This window comes from Allobosea robiniae (assembly GCF_900102525.1).
Lineage (GTDB): Bacteria > Pseudomonadota > Alphaproteobacteria > Rhizobiales > Beijerinckiaceae > Allobosea > Allobosea robiniae.
This window is the reverse complement of sequence record NZ_FNBZ01000001.1, coordinates 1,137,146-1,155,618: the sequence shown is the minus strand read 5'-3', so window position 1 is coordinate 1,155,618 and position 18,473 is coordinate 1,137,146. Positions and strand designations below refer to the sequence as shown.

The window sequence follows — 18,473 nt, the reverse complement described above, 5'->3', positions numbered from 1 at the left end:
CCGTTGAACGGCTGCTGGGGCCCGTTCGCACTCGACGCGCGCTGATGGCTTTCGATCAGGCGGCGGCTCGATCCGGCGCGGGCGCCTGTTCCGCTCCAGGCCCGAGTTTCGGCGGGCTGAGATAGCGCTCGCCGCTATCGGCGATGACCGCGACGATGGTCTTGCCGGCATTTTCGGGCCGCCGACCGAGTTCGGAGGCGGCGTAGAGCACGGCGCCGGAGGAGGTTCCGGCGAGTATGCCCTCCTCCTGCGCCAGCATCTGCGCGAAGTGGCGGGCCTGGGCGGTCTCGGTCACGATGACCTCGTCGACGACACGCGGGTCGAAGTTGTCCGGAAGGTAATCGGCCTCGACTTCGGTGACCTTGTGAACGCCCTCGATGCTGTCCGGATAGGGGTTCTCGACCGAAGGCAGCGAGGCTGCGCCGGGTTCGACCACCACGACCTCCACGTCGCTCTTCTGCTCTTTGAGGAAGCGACCGGTGCCTGAGATGGTGCCGCCGGTGCCGACCGCTGCGACGAAAATGTCGACCTCGCCCTGTGTCGCCCTCCAGATTTCTGGACCGGTCGTCTCGAAATGGACGCGCGGATTAGCCGGATTGCCGCGCTGGTTGGTGTAATACGCATCCGGGTTCTCACGCCGTACCCGTTCGATGATCCGATGGATGGCGCCCGCTTGCAGAAAGACCGCGTTGTCGATCAGCACGACCTCGGCGCCGTATTGCTGGAGCAGCCGGATCTTGTCCTCGCTGATCGTATTGCGCAGGTAGAATTTCGAGCGATAACCCCGCGCCGCGGCGATAGCGGCCAGGCCGATGCCGGTATTGCCGCTGGTCAGGTCGACGATCAGCTGCCCCGGCTTGAGCAGACCCCTTTCTTCGGCGTCGCGGACGATGCCCCAGGCGGTGCGGTCCTTGATGCTGCCGGCCGGGTTCAGATACTCGATCTTCGCGAGCAGCTTCGCCTTGAGGTTCTGCCTGTCTGCGAAGCGTTGAAGCGGCAGCAGGGGCGTGTTGCCGACGAGTGCAGCAAAGTTGTCGGTTCCCATGGCGTTTCTCCCTGAAAAGATCGATGACGGCCGCCCGTCTCACTGACGAGCGGCCGGCGCCGATCTCACTTCCTCGGCAAGCCCGGCGGATTGGTGCGCGATTCGGGGACGGCCTCGCTGGCGAGGTTCCAGCGGGCGAGGACCTTGCCGTAGTTGCCATTCTTGATCTGGCCGTTGAGGGCGGCCGTGATCGCCTCGGCAAGCCCCGCGCCCTTGCGCGTCGTCACCGCGATCTCGGCGGTCAGCGGCCAGCCGCCGCTGAAATTGCCGGCGAGCCTGGTCTTGCCTTGCGTGGACTGGAAGCCGAGCGTCGGATTGGGGCCGAGATAGGCGTCGGCGCGGCCGCTCTCCAGGGCGATATAGAGTACGACGTCGTCGTCGAAATAGAGCGGCTCGACCGGCTTCAGCCCCGCCTTGACGTTCTGCTCGTTCCAGCGGAGCAGGATCTGCTCCTGATTGGTCCCCGACCCGACGATGACCTTCAACCCGGCCACATCCTTGGGCTCGCGGATTTCGATCGGGTTGCTGGCCTTGACGTAGAAGCCGAGCAGGTCCTGCCGATAGGTCGAAAAGTCGAACTTCTCCTTGCGCTCCTCGGTCACCGTCACGTTCGAAAGCACGGCGTCGTATTTTCCGGAGATGACGCCGAGCGGCCAATCCGCCCACGCCACGTTGACGATTTCCAGCCTGCGCCCCAGCGCATCGGCGACCAGGCTGGCAAAATCGATCTCGACGCCGATCTTGGTCCTGTTGTCCTCGGCGAAAGCGGCGAAGGGCAGGCGCACCGAGGCGCTGGCGACGGTAAAGACGCCGTCCTTCACGAATTTTGCGTCCTTGCCGATGGCCTTGATCGCGGCCTCGTCCGGTTCGGCGCGTGGGCGGGTCGCCTGCGCGGCAGAAAGGTCCAGCGCCTGCTGGGCCAAGCCGGGTGCGAGGCTCAGGGCCAGGGAAGCGGCGCTGCCGAGCAGGGCGAGCAGGTGTCTGCGGTGGATCATCGAGTGCTTTCTCCGGGAGTGAGCGGTCACAGGACCTTGGCCAGGAATTCGCGGGTGCGGGGATGGTCGGGCGTGTCGAGGACACGGGCCGGCGGGCCGGATTCGACGATGCGGCCGGCTTCCATGAACACCACTTCGTCGGCGACCTCGCGGGCGAAGCCGATCTCGTGGGTGACGATCACCAGCGTCGTGCCCGAGCGGGCGAGTTCCTTGATGACGTCCAGCACCTCGTTGACGAGTTCGGGGTCGAGCGCCGAGGTAGGTTCGTCGAACAGCAGCACCTTGGGCTTCAGGGCCAGCGCGCGGGCGATGGCCACACGCTGCTGCTGGCCCCCCGACAGCTGGCGCGGATAGGCGCCGGCCTTGTCGGCGAGGCCGACACGCGCCAGCAGATTTCGCGCCTCCGCAAGCGCGTGCACGCGAGGAATTCCGCGCACCGAGACCGGCGCCTCGACGATGTTCTCGATGGCCGTGAGGTGCGGGAACAGGTTGAAGTTCTGGAAGACCATGCCGATATCGACGCGGCGCTTCAGGATCTCGCGTTCCTTGAGCTCGTAGAGCGTGTCACCGTCCTGGCGATAGCCGATCAGCGCGCCGTCGATGGTGATGAAGCCTTGGTCGGCGCGCTCGAGATGGTTGATCGCGCGCAACAGCGTGGACTTGCCGGAGCCCGATTGCCCGATGATCGCGGTGACGCTGCCGGATCGCAGGGTGAGGCTGACATTGTCGAGGACCGTGAGCGGGCCGAAGCTCTTTGAGACGCCGCCGATCCTGATCTCGCCGCCGGGGCGGGTCGCAGCAGCGGATGGTGACGGGGCCAGGGCAACTTGCTCGCCACCGGGAGCGCGACCCGCCGGCACATGCCGCCTGAGCCATGCGAATGCTTGCGTCAGCGCGGAAGCCGGCGGATTGCGCAAGGCGCCGCGCGAATAATGCCGCTCGATATGGTGCTGCACGAAGGACAGCACGCTGAGGATCACGAGGTACCAGACCGTCGCCACCATCAGCAACGGGATGACCTCGAGATTGCGCCGGTAGATGATCTGGATGGTGTAGAACAGCTCGGGCAGCGCCAGGATATAGACCTGACTGGTGCCCTTCGTCAGCGAGATGATCTCGTTGAAGCCGTTCGGCAGGATCGTCCGCATCGCCTGCGGCAGCACGATGCGGGTGAACTGCCGCCGTTGCGGCAGGCCGAGTGCGGCCGCGGCCTCGTGCTGCCCCTGATCGACCGAGAGGATGCCGCCGCGCACGATTTCCGAGGAGAAGGCCGCCGCATGCAGGGTCAGTCCCAGCACCGCCGCGAAGAAAGGCGTGATCAGCTGCGTCGTCGACCAGGTAGCGAAGGTGATGTCGGTGAACGGAACGCCGAGCCAGACAGTGCTGTAGAGATAGCCGAGGTTGTTCAGGATCAGCAGCAGGACGATCAGCGGCACCGAGCGAAACAGCCAGACATAGGCGAAGGACAGGGAGGCCAGCAGCGGCGAGCCCGAGACCCGCGCCAGGGCGAGCAGCGTCCCGAACAGAAAACCGAGCGCGGTGCCCGCGAGCGTCAGCAGCAGCGTGCGACCAAGGCCGGCCAGGACCGGCTCCGAGAAGAACCATTCCGCAAAGACGTCCCAGCCCCAACGCGGGTTGGAGAATACGGAGTTCAGCACCGCGAAGATCACCAGGGCGGCGAAGATGGTGCCGATGGTACGGGCCGGATAGCGTGCGGGCACGATCCGGAACCGGCTGAAATCACCGACGTACGGTGCCGTCTGGGCGCGCGCGGGCAGGCCCGCGAGATCGCTGGCGAGGGTCATGATCTGGCTCGTGTGATGGATGTCGGTGCGTCAGCCCGTCCGCAACTGCGGCCAGGTATCCGGCTGCTTCGCCGGCGAAGCGAGCGCGGGTGGCAGGCGGTTTTCGAAGGGCAGGATCCGATAGCTTTCCGGATCGAACGCCTTGGCCCCGGCTGCGATACGGATGGTCATTGCCGCTCGCCTCAGCCGGCCCTGCGCGCCTGTACGCCCGCGCTGGCATCGACGTAGCGGCTCGTCTTGCGGGGCAGTCCGAGGTGGTCGCGCAACGTCGTGCCCGAGAGCGAGCGGTCATAGACGCCACGCTCCTCCAGCACCGGGATGACCAGCTCGATGAAGTCGGAAAGGCCCTGGCCCAAGACCGGAAAACCGAGCACGAAGCCGTCGGCTGCCTGCTTCTCGACGCGCCCGATCAGCACGTCGGCGATCTCCTCCGCCGTGCCGATCAGATCCGTGCGCGGCGTCGCCGCCTCCAGCGCGGCCTCGCGCAGCGTCTGATGTTTCAGCGCGGCGTTGCGCTTGATGCGGTCGGTGGTGGAGCGGAAACTGTTCTTGCCGATTTCGCCGAGCTCCGGGAAGGGCGCATCGAGCGGATAGGCCGTGAAGTCGTGATGGTCGAAATAGCGGCCGAGATAGGCCAGCGCCTCGTCGATCGAGACGAGATTGCGGATCGCCTGATACTTCTCCTCCGCTTCGGCATGAGTGCGCCCGACGATGGGGCCGGCGCCAGGGAATATCTTGACGTCGTCGGCACTGCGGCCATGGGCGAGCGCGCTGGTCTTGATGCTGCGGTAGAGGGCCTGGGCATCCTCGAGCGGCACATGATTGGCGAAGACCGCATCGGCATGCCGGCCGGCCAGGCCTATTCCGGCTTCCGAGGCGCCGGCCTGGAAGAGCACGGGCTGTCCCTGCGCCGAGCGCTGGATATTGAGCGGCCCCTCCACCTGGAAGAAGCGGCCCTTGTGGCCCAGCGTATGCAGCTTCTCGCGGTCGAAGAAGCGCCCGCTCTGCCGGTCGCGAACGAAGGCGTCGTCATCCCAGGAATCCCAGAGCCCCTTGGCGACATCGAGATATTCCTGCGCGATCTCGTAGCGCAGGGAATGTTCGGGGTGCGGCCGGCTGTAGTTGCGGCCCGAGCCCTCCAACGGTGAGGTCACTGCGTTCCAGCCGGCGCGGCCCCCGCTGATCAGGTCCAGCGAGGCGAACTGCCGGGCGATGGTGAAAGGGTCGCTATAGGATGTCGAGACCGTGCCGACGAGCCCGAGCTTGCGCGTCGTCGTCGCCAGCGCCGACAGGATCGTCAGAGGCTCGAAGCGGTTGAGGAAATGCGGGATCGACTTCTCGTTGATGTAGAGCCCGTCGGCCACGAAGGCGAAGGCGATGCCGTTCTCCTCGGCCTTGCGGGCATTGGCGATGAAGAAGTCCAGGTTGACGCTGGCATCGGCCGGATTGCCCGGGTGCCGCCAGGAGTTCATGTGGCTCCCGGCGCCCTGCAGCATCACCCCGAAGGTCAGGCGGGTCTTGCGCGGCTGTGTCTGGGCCATGGCGAGTCTCCTTTGACGATCAAGCGGCGAGAGCAGGCGCTTCACCGGCCAGCAGGCTGACCGATGTGGCGCGAAGCCGCGTCGCCGCGACGGGGGTGTCGATGATGAATTCCGAGACGCCCAAGCGCGCGTGCAGGACGTCCAGTTCCCGGCGAACATCCTCGGCCGTGCCGGACAGGACATGCGGCCTGCGGACCTCGGCTCTGAAATCCGTTGCGCCGGCCTGCCGCGCAAACTCCGCGGCCTGTTCCTCGCTGCCGAGATTGACGCTTTGGCCGTCCGCCAGCGAAACCCGGACGACCCTGAGCTGATCGGTGATGCTGCGCGCTTCTTCGGCAGTCGGGGCCGCGAGCGCTGCGACGCTCAGCAGCGGCGTCCCGATGCCGCCGGATTTCGCGTAAGTCTCGAAGCTGCTTTCGAGCGCTTTGGGATCGCCGTTGAGCTGGCCCGCGAAAACGAGTCTCCAGCCCAGTCCGGCGGCAAGCGCGGCACTTTCGGCACTGGCGCCCAGCAAGAAGCGCTCCGGCGGAGCGGGCGGTGCTGGAAAGGCCTTGGCGACGTCGATACCCGGCGAAGCCTTGCTTCGGTCGAGCAGATAGTCGTTCAGTTCGCGCAGGAGTTCGCCGAAGGGCGCTGCCTCGGCTTGGCGGGCTCGCAGCGCCCGTGTCGAGAAAGGCAGCCCGCCAGGTGCCTTGCCGATGCCGAGATCGACGCGATCCGGCGCCAGGGTTGCCAGCAGATTGAAGGTCTCCGCCACCTTATAGGGGCTGTAATGGCCGAGCAGCACGCCGCCGCTGCCGATCCTGATGCGCTGGGTGCGGGCCGCAAGATGCGCAATCAGGATCTCCGGCGCGCTGCTGGCGAGCCCAGGGGCTCCGTGATGCTCGGCCAGCCAGAATCGGGCGTAACCCAATCGCTCGGCCGCCTGTGCGAGCGCGACGCTTCGGCGGACGGCGTCGGTGGCGGGCTCGCCGTCCAGGATCGGACTCTTGTCGAGAAGGCTCAGGCTATAAGGCATGACTCCGCTCGCGCTCAAAAGGCCCGAAGGCCGACGGAAGGAAGCGATTGCTGCGGCGATAGCGACGATTCGAAGCGCCCGTCGCGGTAGATCAGGGCTGGTTGCTGACGGCCGACGCGAATCTCGCGGATGCGGCCGATCACGATCGCATGGGTGTGACGCTCGATCAGTTCCTCGACCTCGCAATCCAGCGAGGCCAGCGCGCCATCAAGCAGGGCCGAGCCCGTCACGCCCTCGCTCCAGTGCGCGCCGGCATAGCGCTCTTCGCCCTTCTCGCCGCGGCGGCCGGAGAAGCGCTCGGCAACGTCAGCCTGGGAGGCGGCCAGGAAGTTGACAGCGAAGGCACCTTGCCGGCGCAGCACCAACGCTGTCGAAGACGCCAGATTGAGGCCGAACATCAGGGTCGGTGGTTCCGCCGAAAGTGACGAAACGGATGTCGCGACCAGCCCGGTCCGCCCGCCATCGCGTCCGCTCGTCACAACGCTCACTCCGCCTGGCAGCTGGCGCATCGCCGCCCTGAACGAGCCGGCGGAGACCGGTCCGGACGAAGCCGGCTCCGGATGCGGTGCGCTGCTGACGATCTTGCGGGATGCGAGCGGCACGATGGTCATCGGATACTCCGAACAGGCTGAAGCGGGCAGGCCGCAAGGAAATGGACACAACGGCGCTCAAGCCGCCCGGAGCGAGACCCAGGTTGTCCCAATAATCGGATGGAGGAAAACTTGGTGCGGATCGAAATCGACCCGTCATCACAAGTGTCGGGTTCATCTCTGCTTCGATCAATAGTTCAGATTTGCAAATATTCCGGCCGGTGCAGATCGATTACCTTCTGGACGGCGAACACGCACCGCGATTTCACTTCACGCGGCGTCAGAGCGCGGAGCAGCCAGCCGCAAGGCGATCCGGGTCTCCTGCTCCGCCTTGATGGCTGCGACCCGGGCACTTGCCTCCGCGAAGGATGCGGCTGGCGGATGGATCGGCGTTGCCGGTGTCGTACCTGCCCTGGTCCCGATGGATTTCTCGAAGGGCAGCGACCGATACAGTTCCGGCTCGACGGACATGTCGAACAGGGGCCGATAGCCGAGCGAACGATACAGATTGGTCGCCTCGGGCTGGCGGAAGCCGGTCGTGAGATAGGCCCGCACATATCCTAGCGCTGCCGCGGCGTCCTCCAGGGCCGCAACGATCCGCCGGGCAAGGCCCTGCCGCCGCATATCCTCGCGCGTCCAGATCCGCTTCAGCTCCACGGTCTCGTCGTCATGGCTCATGAAGGCGCCGCCGGCGATTGTCTCGTCACCACGACGGAGGAGGATGAATTCGCCCAGCGGCGGCGCGAAGGCCTCCGCCGGATAGCGCATCAGCTCGGAGCGTGCGCCGCCAGGGCGGCTATTGGCTCCGTAGCGCCCGTCATATTCCGCTATGAGCCCCTCGACCAGGATTTCGGCACGAGGATCTAGCGGGGAGGTCCTGACGATCAGGTCTGGCATGAAAAGGCTCCGGCAGATGGCGCTGGCTACGGCGCATTATCGGTCAGAGCAGAGTATCGGCAGATTCATCTCGATCAATACTGCAGAAAAAATAAGTATGATGTTCCTATCTGGCGCGATTATTCGAAAATTACCTTTTGCCAAACTGAGGATTGGTGAACATATCCTGCTCATGCGGTCGCGAAAACGGACAGGCCTCTGGCGTTTACCTCTGCGAACTGCGCCCCGTTAGATGACTTGGGCGGCATCGACCGGTTCCCGGTCGATCGGCAGTGTCGATGCGAGCCACGCCCGGCCAGGTCGCAGCCGAGATGGATCGCTTTCGTCGCAAGGCCTCGCACCTCTCGCGCCTGCCGCCATCGGACATCGATCTGGCGCACCTCCACGTTTGGGTCAGGCGAAGGCGCCGAGGCTTGGTATCGGGAGGGCGAAGCGCGCCCGCAAGGTCGTCTCCTCATAGCGTTCGCGGAACAGCCCGCGCGCCTGCAATTCGGGCACGACCAGATCGACGAAATCGTCGAGCCCGTCCGGCATGGTGGCGGGGATCAGGTTGAAGCCGTCAGCGCCGCCCTGCTCGAACCAATGCTGAAAATCGTCGGCGATGGTCTTGGGCGAGCCGATGACGATACGGTGCCCATGCGATGCGATGGCGAGGGCCGCGAGTTCCCGCAGGGTGTAATTCTCGGCGCGCGCCTTGTTCAGCAACAGGCGCACCCGGCTCTCGCCATGGATGCGCTCTCCCGGCTCCGGCACCAGGCCGTCAAGCGGATGGGTCGACAGGTCGTAGCCCCAGCGGCCGGAGAGCTGCCTGATGCCGGCCGCAATGTCGGTATGTTCCTGCAGCGCCGTGAATTTCTCCCGCGCCTCGGCATCGGTGCGGCCCACGATCGGCATGACGCCCGGGAGGATCGGCGGCGTCGGACGCCCGGCCGCCTCGGCTACCTCCGCCAAGGCATGGCGGTAGACGCGTGCGTCGTCGATCGTGTCCTGCGCAGTGAAGGCGAGGTCGGCTTGCGCCCCGGCGAGTCCGATGCCGTCGCGCGACGAGCCTGCCTGAACGATCACCGGATGTCCCTGGGGTGGGCGAGAGATGTTGAGAGGCCCGCGCACGGAGAAAAACGCTCCCCTGTGCTCCAGCAGACGCACCCGGCTGGTATCGAGGAACCGCCCGGTCTCGCGCTCCATCACGAGCGCTTCGTCGGCCCAACTGTCCCAGAGCCCGCGCACCACCTGCACGAACTCCCCGGCCCGGGCGTAGCGGGCCGCGTGGTCGGGCAGCGCGGAGAGGCTGAAGTTCTCGGCCGACCGGTCGGATTGCGTCGTCACCACGTTCCAGCCGACGCGTCCGCGGCTGATATGGTCGAGCGAGGCCAGTTGCCGGGCGATGTTGTAGGGCTCGGAAAAGCTGGTCGAGATCGTGCCGACCAGCCCGATCTTCGACGTCGCGATCGCGAGCGCCGAAAGCAAGGTGATCGGCTCGAGGCCGCCCGCCTTGCCCTGCGCGCCCGGCTCGGGGCCGGCCAGGTTGTCGGCCACGAAGAACATGTCGAACAGGCCTTCCTCGGCCTTGCGCGCGTTCCGGATGGCCCAGTCGATATCCTCCGGATGTCCCTGCGCCTCGGCCCGGCGCCAGGCGGCGGGGTGGCGCCCCAGCGGCTGGTTGAACAGGCCGAGATGGAGTTTGCGCTTGCCGGAATGGCGGTGATGCATCGTCATTGGTCTGGGTCGCTTCGATATCGGGAAGGAGATGCGCTCAGTCGAGGCGCGGATCGAGATGGTCTCGCAGCCAGTCGCCGAGCAGGATCACGCCGAGCACGGTCAGCGTGATCGCGATGCCCGGGAAGGTCGCGACCCACCAGCTGGTCGCGAGATACTGCCGGCCCTCGCTGAGCATCTGGCCCCAGGAGATATCCGGCGGCTGAATGCCGAAGCCGAGAAAGCTCAGGGCCGATTCCGCCAGGATCACCGTTCCGACATTCATCGTCGAGACCACCACGAAGGAGGAGAGCGTGTTGGGCAGGATATGGCGCAGCAACAGCCCCAGCGGCCGGGCGCCCAGCGCGCGTGCCGCGGCGACATAATCCATCTCCTTCACGCTGAGCACATCGGCTCTGACGATCCGCGCGGCGCCGACCCAGTTCGTGGCGGCGATGACCACGACGAGCGGCAGCAGCCCGCTCCCGGCCACGAGCGCCACGACCAGCATGAAGAGCATCGTCGGGATCGCCAGCATGGCATCGATCAGCCGCATGATGAGGAGATCGACCTTGCCGCCTGCCATGCCGGCGACGAGACCGAGCGCAAGCCCGATCAGGCTCGACAGCGCCACGGCGGCGACACCGACTGCAAGAGAGGTGCGTGCGCCGAAAAGGATGCGGCTGAACAGATCGCGTCCCTGACTGTCGGTTCCGAGAAGATGGCGCAGATCGCCGCCCTCCAGCCAGGCCGGCGGCATCAGCTTCAGCGACAGGTTGCGTCGCAGCGGGTCGAGCGGCGCCAACTGGTCGGCGGCGAGCGCTACCGCCACCATCATGGCGACGATCAACAATCCTGCGACGCCCGCCTTGTTCGACAGGAGCGATTGCGCCAGGCGCGGAATCACGATTCTGGTTTCGCGCGGGATCGGCAGCGATAACGGTGTCATGTGCCTGGAACTCCGGTCAGTGCCGCAGGCGCGGGTCGATCAGGCGATAGAGCGCATCTGTCGCCAGGTTGATCGTGAGCGCCATGATGGTGATGACGAAGACCGCGATCTGGATGACGGCCATATCCTTGACGTAGACCGCTTGCACGACGAGCTGGCCGAGGCCGGGCCAGGAGAACACGGTCTCGGTGACGAGCGCCCCCCCGAGCAGGGCGATGGCGTGCAGCGAGGTCATCGTCAGGGCCGGGATCAGTGCGTTGCGCAATCCGTGGCGCAGCACGACCAGCGTCTCGGGGACCCCCTTGGCGCGGGCCGTGCGGATATAGTCCTGTCCCATCACCTCGAGCAGGCTGGAGCGGATCAGCTTGGTCAGTTCCGCCGCGAAACCCGTCCCCAGCGTCATCGCCGGGAGAATGAGATGCGCAAAGCCGCCGCTGCCCGAGACCGGCACCAGCCGCAGCCAGACGCCGAAGATGAGGATCAGCATGATCCCGACCCAGAAATTCGGCATCGCCTTGCCCAGCACCGTCACGGCCGAGATCGCGAAATCCGGCAAGCTGTTGCGCCTCAGCGCGGCGAAGATGCCCGTGGGGAGCGCGATCAGGATCGCGACGACGAGCCCGCCGGCTGTCAGCGTCAGCGTGGCGGGGATACGCTCCAGCACGACGGGCAGGGCATCTGTGCCATAGCGATAGGATACCCCGAAATCCCCGCTGAGGATGTTCGCCATGTAGTGCAGGTACTGCGTGTACCAGGGCTGATCGAGCCCCCAGGCTGTGATGAGGGCGAGCCGGTCCGCTTCGCTGGCGTCCTCCGGGATCAGCAGGGCAGAGGGATCTCCGGTCAGGTAGACCAGGACGAAGACCACCAGCGAGACGATGTAGAGCACGGGCACGAATTGCAGCAGGGCCCGCAGCGGGGAGCGCTTGGTCATGGCCGCCCGACATCCTCCGCAGCGATCATCTCGTCGAAGCGGCCGTCATAGACCACGCGGTCGCTGACGCCGTAGATCGACTGCGGCAGCAGCAAACCGATACGCACGCGCTGCTCGGCGACGATCTTCTGCGCCTGCTGCGAGAGCGCGATGCGCTCCGCCTCCGTCTTCGCGTTGCCGGCTTTCCTGGCCAGGTCTTCGAAGGCAGGGTCCGACCAGTCGTAATGGCGCTTGAAGTCCTGCACGAAGATCGAGGAAGCGTCCGTGTAGGAGCCCATGCCCCAGAGGTAGAGTTCCCCGAAGCCGTCGCCGGCAAGCCTGCTGTTGTAGACTGTCCAGTCGAGCACCTCGACCTGCACCCGGAAGCCGACATCCTCCAGATAGCCTCCCACGGCCTCGACGATCTCGCGATCCTTCACATAGCGACCGCTGGGCGTGCTGATCTTGATCGCGGGGCGCTTGCGGCCATCGAACCCGGCCTCTTTCAGCAGCGCTTTGGCGCGTTCAGGGTCGAAGCGGATATTCGTGTTGAGGTCCGGCGCGAAGCCCGGGATGGCGGGCGGGAAGAAGCCGCGGGTCGGCTTGCCATGTCCTTCCAGCACCTGTTTCACGATGGCATCGCGGTCGATGGCGAGGTCGATCGCCTCGCGCAGCTTCGGATCGCCGGTGACGCGGTCCTTGCCGGTGCGTACATGCAGGGCGATGTTGCGCGCGATGTCGAAGGTGATGGCGCGGGTGCCCTTGTTGTCGTTCAGCCGGGCGATGTCCTCGGGCGGGATGTTGACGGCAATGTCGACGCCGCCGGTCAGCAGTTCGGCGACGCGGGTGGTGGTCTCGGGGATCGAGCGGATCACCACCTTGTCCCATTTCGGCGTGCCGCCCCACCAGCGCGGGTTCCGGCTCAGGATGACCTGGTCGGACTTGATCCACTGTTCGAAAACATAGGGGCCGGTGCCGACCGGCTTCTTGAAGAATTCCTCCTTCCCGCCGGCCTTCTCGAAGGCGGCCTTGGGCAGGATGCCCGCGCCGTTGCCGACGAAATAATGCAGCAGCAGCGTGTCGGGCCTGTCCGTCTCGATCACCACCGTCGTGTCGTCGGGCGCCTCGACCGATTTGATGCGACGAAACTTCGAGGCGTTGATCAGCTTCTTGTCTTGCTGGGCCCGTTCGATGGTGAACTTCACGTCTGCCGCAGTAAAGCGATCGCCATTGTGCCAGAGCACGTCGTCGCGCAGTTTGAAGGTCCAGCGGACGTTGTCTTCTGTGCTCCAGGAGCGCGCGAGACGCGGCGTGAAGCGCAGCTGGCCCTGGCTGAAATCCTTGTCGACCAGGTACTCGTAGATATTGACGAGCGCCGACTCGGTACTGTTGTTGCCGTGATTGGCCGGGTCGAGCGACAGGATGTCGTTGCCCTGCGCGATGGTCAGGGTCTGCGCCGCAGCGGCGCCCGCCATGCTGGCCAGGGCCAGGCCTGCCGAGAGGATGAAACCAGACCAGTATGTAGGACGAAACAGGGGCATGCGGAGCGCGTCTCTTGCAAGGTTGTCGTCCTCTAGGATTAGCGTCCTCCGCCTGGAAAAGGCCTCCGAACATCGACGTGATTGGAAAGCGATGCTTTCCGGCTCAGCTGTCGCGCGACAGTTTTATTCTCCCGCCCGCCGTGGGTCAGACCATTTCAATAGCCTTGTCGGGGCGAGGGGAGACGGTCGGGAGAGAAAGCCGGTCCACTTCGGCGACGGCCTGGTCGGCTGCGGAAACAGCGCGTCTCTCCCGAGATCGCTGGAGAATAATCGGCTATCCGGAGAATGGCTGGTGCTGCGAGCGAGGATTGAACTCGCGACCTCTCCATTACCAATGGAGTGCTCTACCACTGAGCTACCGCAGCAGGTCCGGCGGCCGAAGCGTTCGCGGTCGCTTTGAGGCGGTTGCGTGCGCTGGCGTCGTTCCGAAGCGGCGCCCTGATGCCACAACCTTGTGACGGACGCAACCCGCTCTCTCAATCCGGCAGCAATAACCGTGGATCGATCCGGAAGAGCCGGCCGTCGCCAAGCAGATGGGCGCTCAAGCCTTCGCGGAACAGCGGCCGGAAAGCGGCGTCGCGCAGGTTGAGGCCGCCGGCATAGGCGCCCATCGCCGGCATCACGCAACGCCGCGCCGACATCGCGAAGCAGCGCCGCCGGATCGCGCGCCCGCGCATCCGGACCTTGGCGGCCGGATGCAGGTGGCCGGCGATCTCGTATTCGCTTTCGGAAGCTGCCGGCTCGTGGCGCAAGGCCACGCCGGCAAGCACGATCTCCGCCGCACTCTCGCCGCCCATGGCACGGCTGATCGCCGGGTCGTGGTTGCCGGTGATCCAGAGCCAGTCGCGGCCCTGCTGCATCAGGCTGAGCGTGGCTCGTGTCTCGGGCGCAAGGCGGTTTTCGGCATCACGATCGTGGAAGGAATCGCCGAGCGCGATCACGCGGGCCGGCTGATGGCGCCGGATCGCGTGGCCAAGCGCCACGAGCGTTGCAGTGGAATCATAGGGCGGCAGCATCACGCCGCGCGCCGCATAGGCGGAGCCCTTTTCCAGATGCAGGTCCGCGACGACGAGCGTGCGCTCCTCCGGCAACCAGAGCGCGCCCGAGAGATCGGGCACGAGCGCAAGCCGGCCCAGCATGAAGGCCTCGTTCGTCGCTCCGGGCCTCTTGGCCAGCATTGCGGCTGCAACCGTCACGCCATCGCCTCTTCCGTCAGCATCGCCTCTGCTTCCGCCAGGATCTCGTCCGCCGCCTCGCCATAGACCGCCTCGCGCCCGATCTCGAGCATGACTGAGACGCCGAGCGGCGAGACATGGTCGAGCGGCTGATGCACGATTCGGCCGCTGATCCGTGTCAGCATCTCACCAAGCCGGCGAATGTCGAGCAGGCCCGTCGCCGCATCCGCCCGCGCCGCCTTGAGCAGGATATGGTCGGGCTCGTGCCGACGCAGCACGTCGTAGACGAGATCGGTCGAGATCGTCACCTGCCGGCCGCTCTTCTCCTGGCCGGGGAAGCGCCGCTCGATCAATCCGCCGATGATGGCGCAGGAACGGAAGGTGCGCTTCATCAGCGCCGATTCCGCCATCCAGTCCTCCAGATCGTCGCCGAGCATGTCCTGTGAAAACAGCTCGTCGAGATCGAGCGCGCCGCGCGCGATCGCGGCGGTCATGTCGCCGAGCGTCCAGCAGGCCATGCCGTAATCGTTGCAGACGAAGCCGAGCGGGCGCATCCGGGCGCGCTCCAGCCGGCGCGTCAGCAGCATGCCGAGCGTCTGGTGGGCGAGGCGTCCCTCGAACGGGTAGGCGGCGAGATAGAAGCGCCCGCCGCGCGGAAAAGTCTCGACCAGCAGTTCACCCGGCTGGGGCAGCCGCGATATCCGCTTCTGCGCATGCAGCCAGGCCGAGACCTCCTCCGGCAGCGTATGCCAGAGGCTGGGCGAGGCCAGGATCGCGCGCACGCGCGCCGCGAGAAAGGTCGAGAGCGGGAACTTGCCGCCGTCATAGGAGGGAATTTTCGGATCGGTGCCGGGCGAGGCGCGCGAGCAGACCGCCTCGTTCTCGACGATGCCCTCGAAGCGCAGGACTTCGCCGGCGAAGACGAAGGTGTCCCCCGCCACCATGGTCTCGGCGAAATATTCCTCGATCTCGCCGAGCACGCGCCCGCCGCGGGTGATCATGCCGGGCTGGCCCGGCCTGCCGGCGCGCGCCCGGCCGAGCCGGACCTTCAGCATCGTCGCCTCGACGATGGTGCCGACATTCATGCGGTATTGCTGGATCACGCGGGCGTTGCTCGCACGCCAGAGGCCGGCCTTGTCCTGCCTGAGCTTGGCGAAGCGCTCGTAGCTCTTCAGCGCATAGCCGCCGGTCGCGACGAAATTGACCACCGCGTCGAAATCTTCGCGGGTAAGGTCGGCGTAAGGCGAGGCGGTGCGGACCTCCTCATAGAGCGCATCGGCTTCGAACCCATCGGAACATGCGACGCCGAGCACATGCTGCGCGAGCACATCGAGCGCGCCGATGCGCGGTGGTGGCGTGTCCTGCGCGGCCTCGTGCACGGCTTCGAGCGCGGCGCGGCACTCCAAGAGCTCGAATCGGTTGGACGGCACCAGCAGCGCCTCCGAGGGCTCGTCCATGCGGTGGTTGGAGCGGCCGATGCGCTGGATCAGGCGGCTCGCGCCCTTCGGCGCGCCGAGATTGACGACGAGGTCGACATCGCCCCAGTCGATGCCGAGATCCAGCGTCGCGGTGCAGACCACGGCCTTCAGCCGCCCATCCGCCATCGCCGCCTCGACCTTGCGGCGCTGCTGGGCGTCGAGCGAGCCGTGATGCAGCGCGATCGGCAGGTTGTCGTCGTTGAGGTTCCACAAGGCCTGGAAGGCGAATTCCGCCTGCATCCGCGTGTTGACGAAGACCAGCGTCAGCTTGTGCGTGCGGATGGCCTGATAGACCTCGGCCATCGCATGCAGGGTCGTGTGGCCTGCGATTGGCAGGTTGCGCTCCGTATCGAGGATGCCGATGCGCGGCTTGGCCCCACCCGCGACCGTGACGAGCCCCGCCGGCGTCCCGGCGCCGCCGAGATAGCGCTGGAGATCGGCCGGCTCGCGCACCGTCGCCGAGAGGCCCACGGCCGAGACCTGTGGTGCCAGCGCCTTGAGGCGCGCGAGATCGAGCGCCAGCAGGTCGCCGCGCTTTGAGGTGACGAGCGCATGCAACTCGTCGAGCACGATGCGGCGCAAATTGGAGAAGAACGGCGCGGCGTCGCGATGCGAGACCAACAATGCGAGCTGTTCCGGCGTGGTCAGCAGGATATCGGGCGGGCGCTGGATCTGGCGCGTGCGCTTGGCGGCGGAGGTGTCGCCGGTGCGGGTCTCGATCGTGATCGGCAGTGCCATCTCGTGCACGGGCGCTTCGAGATTGCGGGCAATGTCGACGGCGAGCGCCTTCAGCGGCGAGATATAGAGCGTATGCAGCCCGTCATGCCGGCCCTCGCGCTCAGCCAGCTCCACCAGCGAGGGCAGGAAGCCGGCGAGCGTCTTGCCGGCACCGGTCGGCGCGACCAGCAGCGTCGAGCGCCCGGCGCGGGCTTCTTCCAGCAACGCGAGCTGATGCGGCCGCACGCTCCAGCCGCGCCCGGAAAACCAGGCCTCGAAGGCGGGAGGGAGCGGGGAGGGAGCGGCCATGCCGGCCGAAGATAGGGAGTGATGAGGGAGAACGAAAGGGGAATAAGGAGGGTAAGGCTTTGGTTGGCCGCGGGCTGCAGGCTGGTTCACTTCGAGAGGCCGGAATGCCTGCTGGCGGCCCAATGGAAATATTGCGGGGCGCTATCTCGTGTCCTATCCACGATTATGGATGCATTTGCCGACCCCCAACTTGCCGCGCGTTATGCGGAGAACCCACCTCGGATGGTGCCCGGTTTTGCAGACATGCAACGCATGGCCATGCTTCTTATCGCAGAGCGCGCACCAGAAGACGCGAAGGTCCTGGTTCTCGGTGCGGGCGGAGGCCTCGAGATGAAGGTCTTCGCCACGGCGAAGCCCGGCTGGGGCTTCGTCGCGGTCGATCCGTCTGCCCCGATGCTGGACTTGGCGCGATTGACGCTCGGAGAGCTGGCAGCGCAGGCCTCGTTTCACCAAGGGTTCATCGATATCGCGCCGGCGGGGCCGTTCGACGCGGGAGCCTGCATTCTGACGCTTCACTTCATCGAGCGGGAAGAGCGCTTGCGCACGCTTCGAGAGGTCCGCAGGCGGCTGAAACCCGGCGCTCCATTCGTCGTTGCGCATTACAGCATCCCGCAAGACGAGGTCCATCTGTGGATGTCTCGGGTTGCCGCCTTTGCGATTTCATCCGGGATCGAGCCTTCGCATGCCAGGAAGGCGCAAGATGCGGTCGCGGAACGTCTACCCATCCTTTCGCCCGAAGACGACCAGCAGCTTTTATATGAGGCTGGCTTTAGCGAAATCAGCCTCTTTTATGCAGGATTCGCGTTCCGTGGCTGGGTCGCCTACGCCTGACAGCGGCTTTGGTTATCGACCCAGGCGGGCATCCTCACCGCTTCTCCGCCACGACCAGCAGCCCCGGCACGGGGGTGCCGCGATCCTGCCGCGTGCTGGCGGGTTCGACGAGTACGGGAGTGAGCCCGGCTTCCAGGAGCCGCTCTCGTAGCCAGCCTTCCGCATGCGCGAACCGCCTGTCATCACCCACCACGACGCCTTCGCCGTCATGGCTCTGCACCGTGAAGGCCAGGAGTCCGTCCGGTTCCAGCACGCGCGCGCTCTGGGCGAAGCAGGGCGCGAGCTCGCCGAGATAGACGAAGACATCGGCCGCGACGACGAGATCGGCGGAAGCGTCGGGCCGGCTGGAGAGAAAGCTCGTCAGGCCGGTGACGGCGAGCTTATCGTAGAGCGGCGTGCCATCCGGCGCGAGCTTGGTGCGCGCCCGCTCGATCATGCGCGGCGAGAGATCGCAGCCGGCGATGAAGCCGCTCTGCTCGTGGATCGCCTCGCCCATCAATCCGGTGCCGCAGCCGAGGTCGTAGACGATGTCGAACCGGAAGGGCCGGCCGGCGTTGCTGCAGCAGCGGACGAGCGCCGCCTTCAGCAGGTCGGGCGCGTTGTATTGCAGGATTTCGGTCAAATGGCTGTCGAAGCGGTCGGCATAGGCGTCGAAAAGCGCGCCGGAGAAATTCTCCGAGGTCGCCTGCTCGGCCGGCAAGGCGCCGATGCGGGCAAGGTCGAGCCGCGCGCCGAAATGGTCGTTGGGATCGAGGTCGAGGCATTGCCGCCAGGCGGTGGCGGCGTCTTCCTTGTGGCCGAGCGCTTCCTGCGCCAGCCCGTAGAGATGCCAGGCGGCGGTGAAGTGATAGGCTTGCGCCACGGTTTGGTCGAGGATGTCCACCGCGGTTTGTGGATCGCCGTCTTCCAGCGCCGCTTTGGCTCGGCCGTAGCGGCGGTCGAGCACTGGGTCGCCGGAGCTGGCGAAATGCATG

Annotated in this window: 16 protein-coding genes and 1 tRNA gene; 1 reads left to right on the top strand and 16 read right to left on the bottom strand. The window is 66.1% G+C overall.

Annotated elements, in window-relative coordinates:
* Positions 1–55 precede the first annotated feature (55 nt).
* From BLQ70_RS05290 to BLQ70_RS05225, 15 genes are all read right to left on the bottom strand, one after another.
* Positions 56–1,045: a PLP-dependent cysteine synthase family protein gene (locus BLQ70_RS05290; protein ID WP_091856064.1), complete on the bottom strand. Its 990-nt coding sequence runs from the start codon at positions 1,043–1,045 to the stop codon at positions 56–58.
* A gap of 65 nt (positions 1,046–1,110) precedes the next feature.
* Positions 1,111–2,040 carry an ABC transporter substrate-binding protein gene (locus tag BLQ70_RS05285; RefSeq protein ID WP_091856063.1) on the bottom strand — a complete coding sequence of 310 codons (930 nt, stop codon included), beginning with the start codon at positions 2,038–2,040 and terminating at the stop codon, positions 1,111–1,113.
* A gap of 26 nt (positions 2,041–2,066) precedes the next feature.
* Entirely contained in the window at positions 2,067–3,845 is a 1,779-nt protein-coding gene (locus tag BLQ70_RS26110; RefSeq protein WP_091856062.1) for an amino acid ABC transporter permease/ATP-binding protein, read from the bottom strand.
* A gap of 30 nt (positions 3,846–3,875) precedes the next feature.
* Positions 3,876–4,016 carry a hypothetical protein gene (locus BLQ70_RS25565; protein ID WP_170843318.1) on the bottom strand — a complete coding sequence of 47 codons (141 nt, stop codon included), beginning with the start codon at positions 4,014–4,016 and terminating at the stop codon, positions 3,876–3,878.
* Positions 4,017–4,027: 11 nt separating this feature from the next.
* On the bottom strand, positions 4,028–5,386 hold the full coding sequence (locus BLQ70_RS05275; protein WP_091856061.1) for an LLM class flavin-dependent oxidoreductase: 1,359 nt from the start codon (positions 5,384–5,386) through the stop codon (positions 4,028–4,030).
* Positions 5,387–5,405: 19 nt separating this feature from the next.
* Positions 5,406–6,404 carry an MsnO8 family LLM class oxidoreductase gene (locus BLQ70_RS05270; RefSeq protein ID WP_091856060.1) on the bottom strand — a complete coding sequence of 333 codons (999 nt, stop codon included), beginning with the start codon at positions 6,402–6,404 and terminating at the stop codon, positions 5,406–5,408.
* 14 nt (positions 6,405–6,418) lie between these two features.
* Entirely contained in the window at positions 6,419–7,015 is a 597-nt protein-coding gene (locus tag BLQ70_RS05265; protein WP_091856059.1) for a flavin reductase family protein, read from the bottom strand.
* Between the two features lie 249 nt (positions 7,016–7,264).
* Positions 7,265–7,891: a GNAT family N-acetyltransferase gene (locus tag BLQ70_RS05260; RefSeq protein WP_091856058.1), complete on the bottom strand. Its 627-nt coding sequence runs from the start codon at positions 7,889–7,891 to the stop codon at positions 7,265–7,267.
* 393 nt (positions 7,892–8,284) lie between these two features.
* Entirely contained in the window at positions 8,285–9,607 is a 1,323-nt protein-coding gene (locus tag BLQ70_RS05255; protein ID WP_210184235.1) for an LLM class flavin-dependent oxidoreductase, read from the bottom strand.
* A 37-nt stretch (positions 9,608–9,644) separates the two neighbouring features.
* Positions 9,645–10,535, bottom strand: coding sequence for an ABC transporter permease (locus tag BLQ70_RS05250; RefSeq protein ID WP_091856057.1), 891 nt, complete (start codon positions 10,533–10,535; stop codon positions 9,645–9,647).
* A 16-nt stretch (positions 10,536–10,551) separates the two neighbouring features.
* Positions 10,552–11,469, bottom strand: coding sequence for an ABC transporter permease (locus BLQ70_RS05245; RefSeq protein ID WP_091856056.1), 918 nt, complete (start codon positions 11,467–11,469; stop codon positions 10,552–10,554).
* Positions 11,466–12,989, bottom strand: a complete 1,524-nt coding sequence (locus tag BLQ70_RS05240; RefSeq protein WP_091856055.1) for an ABC transporter substrate-binding protein — start codon at positions 12,987–12,989, stop codon at positions 11,466–11,468. Before BLQ70_RS05240 ends, BLQ70_RS05245 begins: the two co-directional genes overlap by 4 nt.
* A gap of 290 nt (positions 12,990–13,279) precedes the next feature.
* Positions 13,280–13,354, bottom strand: a tRNA-Thr gene (locus BLQ70_RS05235).
* Between the two features lie 111 nt (positions 13,355–13,465).
* The gene (gene pdeM / locus BLQ70_RS05230) at positions 13,466–14,167 is read right to left on the bottom strand and encodes a ligase-associated DNA damage response endonuclease PdeM (protein ID WP_091856054.1); all 702 of its coding nucleotides are present in this window, start codon (positions 14,165–14,167) and stop codon (positions 13,466–13,468) included.
* A gap of 14 nt (positions 14,168–14,181) precedes the next feature.
* Positions 14,182–16,668: a ligase-associated DNA damage response DEXH box helicase gene (locus tag BLQ70_RS05225; RefSeq protein ID WP_091856053.1), complete on the bottom strand. Its 2,487-nt coding sequence runs from the start codon at positions 16,666–16,668 to the stop codon at positions 14,182–14,184.
* A 165-nt stretch (positions 16,669–16,833) separates the two neighbouring features.
* Here BLQ70_RS05225 and BLQ70_RS05220 point away from each other — a divergent pair, with 165 nt between their 5' ends.
* Positions 16,834–17,499, top strand: coding sequence for a class I SAM-dependent methyltransferase (locus tag BLQ70_RS05220; protein WP_091856188.1), 666 nt, complete (start codon positions 16,834–16,836; stop codon positions 17,497–17,499).
* 34 nt (positions 17,500–17,533) lie between these two features.
* On the opposite strand, the gene BLQ70_RS05215 is transcribed toward BLQ70_RS05220, so the two are convergent.
* Entirely contained in the window at positions 17,534–18,472 is a 939-nt protein-coding gene (locus tag BLQ70_RS05215) for a class I SAM-dependent methyltransferase (RefSeq protein ID WP_091856052.1), read from the bottom strand.
* Between the last annotated feature and the right edge of the window lies 1 nt (position 18,473).

Coding starts and splice junctions, on each gene's coding strand:
- BLQ70_RS05290 (WP_091856064.1), bottom strand. CDS start 1,045: ATGGGAACCGACAACTTTGCTGCACTCGTCGGCAACACGCCCCTGCTG.
- BLQ70_RS05285 (WP_091856063.1), bottom strand. CDS start 2,040: ATGATCCACCGCAGACACCTGCTCGCCCTGCTCGGCAGCGCCGCTTCC.
- BLQ70_RS26110 (WP_091856062.1), bottom strand. CDS start 3,845: ATGACCCTCGCCAGCGATCTCGCGGGCCTGCCCGCGCGCGCCCAGACG.
- BLQ70_RS25565 (WP_170843318.1), bottom strand. CDS start 4,016: ATGACCATCCGTATCGCAGCCGGGGCCAAGGCGTTCGATCCGGAAAGC.
- BLQ70_RS05275 (WP_091856061.1), bottom strand. CDS start 5,386: ATGGCCCAGACACAGCCGCGCAAGACCCGCCTGACCTTCGGGGTGATG.
- BLQ70_RS05270 (WP_091856060.1), bottom strand. CDS start 6,404: ATGCCTTATAGCCTGAGCCTTCTCGACAAGAGTCCGATCCTGGACGGC.
- BLQ70_RS05265 (WP_091856059.1), bottom strand. CDS start 7,015: ATGACCATCGTGCCGCTCGCATCCCGCAAGATCGTCAGCAGCGCACCG.
- BLQ70_RS05260 (WP_091856058.1), bottom strand. CDS start 7,891: ATGCCAGACCTGATCGTCAGGACCTCCCCGCTAGATCCTCGTGCCGAA.
- BLQ70_RS05255 (WP_210184235.1), bottom strand. CDS start 9,607: ATGACGATGCATCACCGCCATTCCGGCAAGCGCAAACTCCATCTCGGC.
- BLQ70_RS05250 (WP_091856057.1), bottom strand. CDS start 10,535: ATGACACCGTTATCGCTGCCGATCCCGCGCGAAACCAGAATCGTGATT.
- BLQ70_RS05245 (WP_091856056.1), bottom strand. CDS start 11,469: ATGACCAAGCGCTCCCCGCTGCGGGCCCTGCTGCAATTCGTGCCCGTG.
- BLQ70_RS05240 (WP_091856055.1), bottom strand. CDS start 12,989: ATGCCCCTGTTTCGTCCTACATACTGGTCTGGTTTCATCCTCTCGGCA.
- pdeM (WP_091856054.1), bottom strand. CDS start 14,167: ATGCTGGCCAAGAGGCCCGGAGCGACGAACGAGGCCTTCATGCTGGGC.
- BLQ70_RS05225 (WP_091856053.1), bottom strand. CDS start 16,668: ATGGCCGCTCCCTCCCCGCTCCCTCCCGCCTTCGAGGCCTGGTTTTCC.
- BLQ70_RS05220 (WP_091856188.1), top strand. CDS start 16,834: ATGGATGCATTTGCCGACCCCCAACTTGCCGCGCGTTATGCGGAGAAC.
- BLQ70_RS05215 (WP_091856052.1), bottom strand. CDS start 18,472: ATGCATTTCGCCAGCTCCGGCGACCCAGTGCTCGACCGCCGCTACGGC.